The sequence below is a fragment of the Mesorhizobium sp. M7D.F.Ca.US.004.01.2.1 genome, from assembly GCF_003997785.1.
In the GTDB taxonomy this organism is placed as follows: Bacteria; Pseudomonadota; Alphaproteobacteria; order Rhizobiales; family Rhizobiaceae; genus Mesorhizobium; species Mesorhizobium loti.
Genome location: NZ_RZRQ01000274.1, coordinates 1 through 7,780, shown reverse-complemented (window position 1 = coordinate 7,780; position 7,780 = coordinate 1). Strand labels below are relative to the sequence as shown.

Here is a 7,780-nt window from a genome sequence, read left to right as displayed (position 1 = left end):
GTTTGCGCCTTCCAGCCGAAACGGCCAAGCGTCAGTTCGCCGCTTTGACCGTCGCGCACGATGTTCGGCCTGCCGGAAATGCTGTCACCGTCCCGGTCGTCCGGGTCGGCTCGGGCAAGAATGTCCGCCGGTGCGATCTGTTCGATCAGGCCAAGGCCGATCATCGGCGGCGTCAGGCGCGGCGACAGCGTGGTGCGCGGATCGAGCGGGCCATAGGCAGGATCGACAACCGAATAGCTTGGTTTGCGCAGGGAGACCACGGTGCCGTCGGCAAGCGTCCCCTGCCGTTTCTGATAGTCGACATGCATCCTGCCTTCGCCGCGCAGGCCGGGGACGGCCAGTTCCTGCAATTGCGTGCCGTAGACCGGGTCGGGGAAATTGAGCACCTTATGGTCGGCAAGCTCGGCTTTCTCCTCCTCGCTGCTTGCCTCGCGGGCCAACCGCAGGAACATCGACGTCGTGCCGGTGTCGCCTTGCGGCGGACGGCCGCGGCCATCCTTCAGATGACAGTTCTGGCAGGCGCGTTCGTTGAACAGCGGGCCGAGCCCATCCGACGCCTGCGTCGAGGATGGCGACGACACCCAGTTCTTGCGGAAAAGCGCATTGCCGAGCTTGAAGTCGCCCTCTTCCTCGAAGGTGATGTTGGCCGAGGGTTGCGAGAAGGAATCGCGGTTGACGTCTTTTCTGGACGTGCCGGCGCCACCTTGCATCAGTTCGAATTGCTCGGGTTTGGAAAAATCCGTCGTCGGCCTGGTGATGGCGGTGACGCGCGCCTGATCCTTTGGATTGAGGTCGGAGCGTGTGGTGGTGAGGCCGGCAGGTTGAAGATCACCGGCCATTGCGGAAGAGGTGAGCGCCACCACGAGGAAGACGCAGCGCCGACGCGCCAGTCTGGCCGGCGTCTTCTCGAGGTGCGGCGAGCCATCGGCCCGCCGCGAGCGGCGCACGAACTCTAGCAGGCGCCGCATTCCCGCATGCCTTTACTCCGCCTCGTCCGCCGATGCGGCGTTGAGCTGGCCGTATTTTTCCTCGCCGATCGAGGCGAGCAGGTCGAGTTGCGTCTCAAGGAAGTCGATGTGACCTTCCTCGTCAGTCAGCAATTCCTCGAACAATTTCATGGTCACATAGTCACCCGCTTCCTCGCAGATCTCGCGCGAACGCTTGTATGCGGTGCGCGCGTCATACTCGCCAGCGAGATCAGATTCGAGCACTTCCTTGACGTTCTGCCCGATGCGCAGCGGCGCCAGGGACTGCAGGTTCGGATGGCCTTCAAGGAAGATGATCCGGGCCACGAGCTTGTCGGCATGGTGCATCTCCTCGATCGATTCCGCCCGCTCCTTCTTGGCCAGCCTGGCGTATCCCCAGTCCTCCAGCAGACGAAAATGCACCCAGTACTGATTGACGGCGCCGAGTTCCAGAAAAAGGGCCTCGTTAAGCCGCTCGATGACCTGCGGATCGCCTTTCATGATTTCTGCTCCCGTATTGGACGCGCAGGCCTCTGACGCGATCCAGATGTGAAACGATATCCACGTCGCTCGCCTCCGAGCGGGCGTGGTAATTTTCGGTGACCCGAATGATCGTTTCGACCACATTTGGGAAGCAGCCGCAACAGCGACCGCGCTTTTGCATGGCATGATAGATCTTCGCCGGCACGATCAGCTGCCAGGGATCCTGGTCCAGCAGCCCGATGATCGCCTGCTCGATCTCCTTCTCCGTGATGATGTTGCAATGGCAGATCAGCATTAGTTTGCTCTGGCTGACGGCGCCTCCCGCGCCGTGTGGCTGTATTTACCCTGACGGCGCTTACTTGAACACCTTGTCGGGTGCGTCGAGGCTGTCGGAGCCCTCGAAGGCGATGGCGTTAAGCTTGAGAGTGCCAACGGCGCGTTCGATCGACTTGGTCTGGTCGATCAGTGCGTCGATCGCTGCCTGTACGGTGGCATTGCCTTGCGTGTTGCCCTCGGCGATCTGCTGGTCATAAGCCTCGCCCGCCAGTGCCCGCGCCTTGATCGCCTCCATCTTGGCGACGGTGACATCGAGCTTGTCCGACAGTTCCTTGTCGATCGCCGGATCGGCTGCCTTCACCATATCGGCCACCGAGAGACCCGAAACGACGGTGCCGTCGAGCCTGGCATAGCTGGCATGATAGGCGGCGCGAATGCCGATGGCGTCGTAGAGATGCGAGTTGTAGGTGTTGTCGGAAAAGCAGTCCTGCTCCTCTTCCGGGTCATGCAGCAGCAGGCCGAGCTTCATGCGTTCGCCGGCCAGTTCGCCATAGGACAGCGAGCCCATGCCGGTGAAGATGATCGAGATGGCGGTGTTCGGCTCGCCATCGACGAGGTTTTTGCGTGCGGCGCCGTCCTCCTTCCAGTCATTGACCATCTTCTGCAAGTCGGAGACCAGAAGGTCAGTCGCCGATTTCAGATACTGGGCGCGGCGGTCGCAATTGCCGCCGGTGCAGTTCTTGAGATCATAGTCCGTATAGGGCCGCTCGCCGGCGCCCGGGCCGGTGCCATGCAGGTCCTGGCCCCAGAGCAGGAATTCGATGGCGTGATAGCCGGTGGCAACGTTGGCTTCGATGCCGCCGGCTTGCTGCAGCGTGCCGGACAGGAATTCCGGCGAAAGCTTCGAGGCATCGACCTTCTTGCCGTTGATCTCGATCTCCTTGTTGGCGATCACATTGGCCGTATAGAGCGAATTCGCGTCCGATTCGGTGCCGTAGCTCTTGGCGACGTAGTCGATCAGGCCTTCGTCCAGCGGCCAGGAATTCACCTCGCCTTCCCAGTCATCGACGATCTTGTTGCCGAAACGATAGACCTCGGTCTGCTGGTAAGGCACACGCGATGCTTTCCATGCCTCTCGGGCAGCGTTGAGGGTTTCCACCGATGGCGTGGCGAGCAATGCGTCGACCGCTTTGTCGAGTGCCTGCGCGGTGGTCAGCGAATCCTCGTACTTGGCCAACGCGATGTCGGAATAGGTCTTGATGACCGCCTTCACGTCGGCTTCCGCCTTTGCCGGCAACACGAAAACCGCCGCCGTCAGCAGGGCCGTGGCGCCGATCGCGGCAAGCCTGCCGCCATATCGTGCTGTCATAATCGCTCTCCAGTTTCTCGGAATTTCTGTAAACGGCGCGCGCGGCAACGGGCGCCACGCCATAGGCATGCCATTGGGCGCAAGAGATGCCGCGCCATCGCGCGGTTCGCGGAAGAAAGACACCAAAATGCCTCCAATCGAAAGGGTTCAAGGCCCAGACATTAAAGGGATGCGCTGACGCGCGAGCTTCCATAAAGCTGCGACATCGTCGGATGTCAATGACAATCCGCAAGAAAAGTCAATTGAAACAACAGTTTAGAATTATTCTAAACTACAACTGTCAACTTTACGCCTCTTCCTGCACCGGTCTTGCAACTGAACTGTACGATTGACAGCCGCCATTCCGGGTGCGACCCGCAAAAGCTCTCTTGCGGCGGCGCCAGACAATTGCCACTTGGCGAGACATCCTAGGATAGAAGCGGATTGGAATGCGATGAAGAACGGTGTGGTCATTGTCGGCGCGGGTCATGCGGGCGTGCAAGCGGCCGCCAGTCTGCGCGAGGACGGCTATGACGGTCCGGTGATCCTCGTCGGTGACGAGAACGAGCTGCCATACCACAAGCCGCCGCTGTCGAAGACCTTCATCAAGGATGCCGAGGCCAAACCTCAACCCCTGCGTGGCGAGGCCTTCTACACCGGCAGTGCCATCGACTACCGGCCGGGCGTCAGGATCGATCGCATCGATGCCGGACGCCGCAGCCTGGAGATATCAGGCGGTGGTGCGCTTGCCTTCGACCACCTGATCCTGGCGACCGGCTCGCGCCCGCGCACCCTACCGTTGCCCGGCTCGGACCTGTCCGGCGTGCTGTCGCTGCGCTCGCTGGCCGATGCGCGGCTGATCCGCGAGCTCAGCGCACAGAGCGACGAGGTCGTCATCCTCGGCGGCGGTTTTATCGGGCTGGAGATCGCCGCGACGCTGAGGGCCGCCGGCCGCACGGTGACAGTTGTGGAAGCGGTCGACCGGCTGCTCGGCCGCGCCGTGGCGCCGGTCGTGGCGAGCCATGTCCGGCAACGGCTGGAAGCGACAGGCGTGCGCATCCTCGCCGGCACCTCGATCGCCAGGCTCGAAGGCGAAAACGGCCATGTCGTGGCCGCGATCACCTCGTCAGGCGAAAGGCTGCCTGCGCGTATGGTCATCGTCGGCATCGGCGCCGTGCCGAATGTCGAACTGGCGCAGGCCGCAGGCCTCAGCATCGCCAACGGCATCCGCGTCGATCACCAAATGCGCACTTCGGTGCCGGAGATTCTCGCCATTGGCGACGCCGCCTCTTACCGACACTGGTTCACTGGCGGCGACGTGCGGCTGGAATCGGTGCAGAACGCCACCGACCAGGCGCGGCTTGCCGCGCGCACGATCACCGGCCATGCCGACGCCTATTCGGCGGTGCCGTGGTTCTGGTCCGACATCGGCGACATGAAGCTGCAGATGGTCGGCCTGACCGCCGGCGGCGACAGCCATGTCGTGCTGGGCGACCTGCCCGACAACAAGTTCTCGATCTACCACTATGCCGGCGACCGGCTGCTCGGTATCGAATCGGTCAACCGTCCGGGCGACCATATGCTTGGCCGCAAGATGCTCGGCGCCGGCTTCTCGCCGACACCGCAGACGATCGCGGCGGGTCCCGAAGGGCTGAAAGCGGCCTTGGCCGCTTTCCTCGAGAATGAGCCCGCCAGAGCGGCGGGATAATTCCGGTCCTCAGGCCGGCACCTTACCGATCAGGCGGCGCAGACTTCGCGGATCGAGCTTTCCAGGATGTCGAGCGCCTCGTTCATGACGCTGTCCTGGATGGTGATCGGCGCGAGGAAGCGGATGACGTTGCCGTAGACGCCGCAGGTCAAGAGGATCAGGCCCTTGTCGAGTGCCTTCAGCCGGATCGCGTTGGCGATCTCGGCCGATGGCAGGCCCTTCTTGACGTGGTTGAACTCGACGGCGTTCATGAAGCCGAGCCCCCTGATGTCGACGATCTCGGGCACGTCGTCGCGGATCGACTGCAGCCGCTGCTTCAGCCTCGCACCCAGCGTGTTGGCGCGGTCGCACAGCTTTTCCTCGTCGATCACGTCGAGCACGGCATGCGCGGCGGCGACGCCGATCGGGCTGCCGCCATAGGTGCCGCCGAGCCCGCCGGGGCCGGGCGCATCCATGATTTCGGCGCGGCCGGTGACCGCGGCCAGCGGGAAACCGCCGGCCAGGCTCTTGGCCATGGTGGTGATGTCGGCCGCCACCTCATGGTGATCCATCGCGAACATCTTGCCGGTGCGGGCAAAGCCGGTCTGCACTTCGTCGGCGATCAGCAGCATGCCGTTCTGGTCGCAGAGCTTGCGCAGCGCAACCAGGAAGTCACGTGGTGCCTCGTAGAAGCCGCCCTCGCCCTGAACCGGCTCGATGATGATGGCGGCGACGCGGGCCGGGTCGACATCGGCCTTGAACAGCCGGTCGAGTGCGGCCAGCGAATCGGCGACCGAAACGCCGTGCAGCGGCACCGGGAACGGCGCGTGGTAGACGTCGCCCGGCATGGCGCCGAAGCCGACCTTGTAGGGCACGACCTTGCCGGTCAGCGCCATGCCCATGAAGGTGCGGCCATGGAAGCCGCCGGCGAAGGCGATGACCGCCGGGCGGCCGGTGGCGTTGCGGGCGATCTTGATGGCGTTCTCGACCGCCTCGGCGCCAGTGGTGACGAAGATCGTCTTCTTCTCGAACTTGCCGGGCAGCATGCCATTCAGCCGTTCGGCCAGCCGCACATAGCTCTCATAGGGCACCACCTGATGGCAGGTGTGGGTGAAGCGGTCGAGCTGCGCCTTGACCGCCTCGATCACCTTGGGATGGCGGTGCCCCGTGTTGACGACGGCGATGCCCGACGAGAAATCGATGTAGCGGCGGCCTTCGACATCCCAGATCTCCGAATTCTCAGCCCGGTCGGCATAGATCTGCGTGGTCATGCCGACGCCGCGCGAGATCGACTGGTTCTTGCGTTCGGAAATGGCTGAATTCTTCATGATATCCTCATCGGGCCGGCGCCCGTTCTTGTTTGATGCCGCTGACACGTCTTCTGACCTTATTTCACGTTTTCCTCAAGTCGGCACCACCGGCAGGCGATTGGGCCTGTGATCCCGGCTTAACCAGTCGACCGATATGCGTACGAGGTAGGTTCCCTTTTCCAAGGGATCGATTATCTTCAAGATGTCCGCGAGGCATCGCGCTCAACGAGCGGCCTACGGCTGGGGGAGCCCATGAGCAGGAACGCGACATCGTCCGTCTCGCCGCCATCGGTCAAAACCTCCAGCCTTTTGTCTTTTCCAACCGCCCCGGCGCTTTTCGCCTGCACGGCTGCCCTTCTGCTGGCGGGCTGCCAGAAGCAGGAAGCGGCAGCAAAGAAACTGCCCATCATGGTGCGCACCGAAACCGTGGCGATGGCCGACTATGCGCCAAGAACCTCGCTGACAGGAGTGATCGCGGCCCGCACGCTGAACAATCTGTCGTTCCGGGTCGGTGGCCGCGTCGCGGAGCGGCTCGTCGATGTCGGCCAACATGTCGACCCAGGTGCGGTGCTTGCCCGCATCGACCCGCAGGAGCAGGAATCCGATCTGCGCTCCGCACAGGCCGATCTCGACGCAGCACAAGCGCAACTGACACAGTCCGCCGCTGCCTTCGAGCGGCAGAAGACACTGCTTGCCCAGGGCTTCACCACCCGGCGCGACTATGACACGGCCGATCAGGCGCTGAAGGTGGCGCAAGGCAGCGTCGATGCCGCGCAAAGTGCATTCACCAATGCTCAGCAAGACCTCTCCTTCACCGAACTCAAGGCGGGGGCCGCAGGCGTGATCACCGCCCGCCAGGTCGAAGCCGGCCAGGTGGTGCAGGCGGCGCAAACCGTCTTCACCGTCGCCGAGGACGGCGATCGCGACGCGGTGTTCAACGTGCAGGAGACGTTGGTTGCCAAGACGCCAGCGTCCCCTGCGGTAACGATCACGCTGTTGTCCGATCCGCAAATCAGGGCGACGGGCAAGGTGCGCGAAATCTCGCCGGCGGTCGACCCGGCTTCCGGCTCGGTCCGGGTCAAGGTCGCCATTCCCGATACGCCCACCGGCATGCCGCTGGGAGCAGCCGTCATCGGCTCGGTCAGCGCCAGGCCGGCGAAGGCGATCCTGCTGCCCTGGCAGGCGCTGACGTCCAGCGCCGGCAAGCCGGCGGTCTGGATCGTCGACCCATCGACCAAGGCAGTGACGGTGATGCCGGTCGAGGTGCTGGCGTTCGACTCGGGCACGGTCGTGATCGCCAGCGGGCTGAACGAAGGCCAAAGCGTCGTCACCGCAGGCGGACAATTGCTCAGCCCCGGACAAACGATCGAAATATCGGGAGCGAGCCAATGAGCCGGCTGCCACCCATCCTGCTCGGCGTGCTTATGCTCGGCACGCTCGCGTCCTGCTCGAAGTCCGATGAAAAGCCGCCCGAGATCATCCGGCCGGTGCTGTCGATGGTGATCGAGCCACTCACCACCCAGGTCTTCGGCTTCGCCGGTTCAGTCGAACCGCAGGTCAGCGCCGACCTTGCCTTCCGCCTGCTTGGTCGGGTCGTCTCGCGCGACGTCAATGTCGGCGACATCGTAAGCAAAGGCACGACCATCGCCGCGCTTGATCCGACCGCGCTGGAGCTGGCCGTCCAAGCGGCCAAGGCCGAGCTCTCCAATGC

General features: G+C 63.5%; 8 protein-coding genes. 3 read left to right on the top strand and 5 right to left on the bottom strand.

Going from position 1 to position 7,780, the window contains the following annotated elements; all coding sequences use genetic code 11:
* The 4 genes from EN993_RS27160 to EN993_RS27145 form a co-directional block, all read right to left on the bottom strand.
* On the bottom strand, nt 1-968 hold a 968-nt coding region (locus tag EN993_RS27160; RefSeq protein ID WP_281040577.1), incomplete at its 3' end, for a di-heme oxidoredictase family protein.
* A gap of 12 nt (nt 969-980) precedes the next feature.
* Nucleotides 981-1,466: a bacterioferritin gene (gene bfr / locus EN993_RS27155; protein WP_109666338.1), complete on the bottom strand. Its 486-nt coding sequence runs from the start codon at nt 1,464-1,466 to the stop codon at nt 981-983.
* Nucleotides 1,432-1,743 (bottom strand): (2Fe-2S)-binding protein, encoded by a 312-nt coding sequence (locus EN993_RS27150; protein WP_127265303.1) that lies wholly within the window; start codon nt 1,741-1,743, stop codon nt 1,432-1,434. The genes bfr and EN993_RS27150 overlap by 35 nt, the downstream gene beginning before the upstream one ends.
* A gap of 60 nt (nt 1,744-1,803) precedes the next feature.
* A complete protein-coding gene (locus tag EN993_RS27145) occupies nt 1,804-3,093 on the bottom strand; it encodes an imelysin family protein (RefSeq protein WP_127265302.1) in 1,290 nt (429 codons plus the stop codon).
* A gap of 433 nt (nt 3,094-3,526) precedes the next feature.
* Here EN993_RS27145 and EN993_RS27140 point away from each other — a divergent pair, with 433 nt between their 5' ends.
* Nucleotides 3,527-4,780 (top strand): FAD-dependent oxidoreductase, encoded by a 1,254-nt coding sequence (locus tag EN993_RS27140; RefSeq protein ID WP_127265301.1) that lies wholly within the window; start codon nt 3,527-3,529, stop codon nt 4,778-4,780.
* Between the two features lie 29 nt (nt 4,781-4,809).
* Here EN993_RS27140 and EN993_RS27135 read toward each other — a convergent pair whose 3' ends face one another.
* The gene (locus tag EN993_RS27135) at nt 4,810-6,087 is read right to left on the bottom strand and encodes a 4-aminobutyrate--2-oxoglutarate transaminase (protein ID WP_127265300.1); all 1,278 of its coding nucleotides are present in this window, start codon (nt 6,085-6,087) and stop codon (nt 4,810-4,812) included.
* 234 nt (nt 6,088-6,321) lie between these two features.
* Between EN993_RS27135 and EN993_RS27130 the strand changes: the two genes are divergently transcribed.
* Together EN993_RS27130 and EN993_RS27125 are read left to right on the top strand one after the other, a co-directional pair.
* Nucleotides 6,322-7,461 carry an efflux RND transporter periplasmic adaptor subunit gene (locus tag EN993_RS27130; RefSeq protein ID WP_127265299.1) on the top strand — a complete coding sequence of 380 codons (1,140 nt, stop codon included), beginning with the start codon at nt 6,322-6,324 and terminating at the stop codon, nt 7,459-7,461.
* Nucleotides 7,458-7,780: biotin/lipoyl-binding protein (locus EN993_RS27125; protein WP_127265298.1), on the top strand; the 323-nt coding region annotated here is incomplete at its 3' end. The genes EN993_RS27130 and EN993_RS27125, both read left to right, overlap by 4 nt.